This is a genomic window from Janthinobacterium sp. HH106 (genome assembly GCF_001758725.1).
Classification (GTDB): Bacteria; Pseudomonadota; Gammaproteobacteria; order Burkholderiales; family Burkholderiaceae_D; genus Janthinobacterium.
On record NZ_LRIC01000006.1, the window covers coordinates 1 to 1,142 of the forward strand.

1 protein-coding gene is annotated in these 1,142 nt (G+C 56.8%); it reads right to left on the reverse strand.

Annotated features, from left to right (window positions below):
* Positions 1-1,139, reverse strand: a 1,139-nt coding sequence (tuf, locus tag JAB8_RS04300; protein ID WP_034784654.1) for an elongation factor Tu, incomplete at its 3' end; no start/stop codon positions are given.
* Between the last annotated feature and the right edge of the window lie 3 nt (positions 1,140-1,142).

Here is a 1,142-nt window from a genome sequence, read left to right on the forward strand (position 1 = left end):
CGGATAGCGAAGCGCAGACCTTCTTCCATCGCGATCGGGTTGATCAGCTTGACGGTGATCGACACGTTATCGCCTGGCATGACCATTTCTTTGTCTGCTGGCAACTCGATCGAACCGGTTACGTCCGTCGTGCGGAAGTAGAACTGTGGACGATAGTTGTTGAAGAATGGCGTATGACGGCCGCCTTCGTCTTTCGACAGAACATAGATCTCGCCGGTGAAGTGCGCATGCGGCTTGATCGAGCCTGGCTTGGCCAGCACTTGACCACGTTGCACGTCTTCACGCTTGGTGCCGCGCAGCAGCAGACCAACGTTGTCGCCAGCTTGACCTTGGTCCAGCAGCTTGCGGAACATTTCCACGCCGGTGCAAGTCGTTTTGACGGTATCGGTGATACCGACGATTTCGATCTCTTCACCGACTTTGACAATGCCGCGCTCGATACGACCGGTCACAACGGTACCGCGACCCGAGATCGAGAACACGTCTTCCACTGGCATCAGGAACGCACCGTCAACAGCGCGCTCTGGCGTTGGGATGTAAGCATCCAGCGCATCGGCCAGACGCAGCACTGCGTCAACGCCCATTTCGCCTTCTTTGCCTTCCAGCGCCATACGTGCCGAACCTTTGATGATTGGCAGGTCGTCGCCTGGGAATTCGTACTTCGACAACAGCTCGCGCACTTCCATTTCAACCAGTTCCAGCAGCTCTGCGTCATCGACCAGGTCGCACTTGTTCAGGAACACGATGATGTATGGAACGCCAACTTGGCGGGCCAGCAGGATGTGTTCGCGGGTCTGTGGCATTGGGCCGTCAGCTGCGGAGCACACCAGGATCGCGCCGTCCATCTGGGCTGCACCGGTAATCATGTTTTTGATGTAATCGGCGTGGCCTGGGCAGTCAACGTGCGCGTAGTGACGCGTTTCCGTTTCGTACTCGACGTGGGCGGTGTTAATCGTGATACCGCGCGCTTTTTCTTCTGGCGCTGCATCGATCTGGTCGTATGCTTTAGCTTCGCCGCCGAATTTCTTCGACAGAACCGTTGCGATTGCAGCGGTCAGCGTGGTTTTACCGTGGTCGACGTGGCCGATGGTGCCGACGTTGACGTGCGGCTTGGTCCGTTCGAATTTACCTTTTGCCATTTT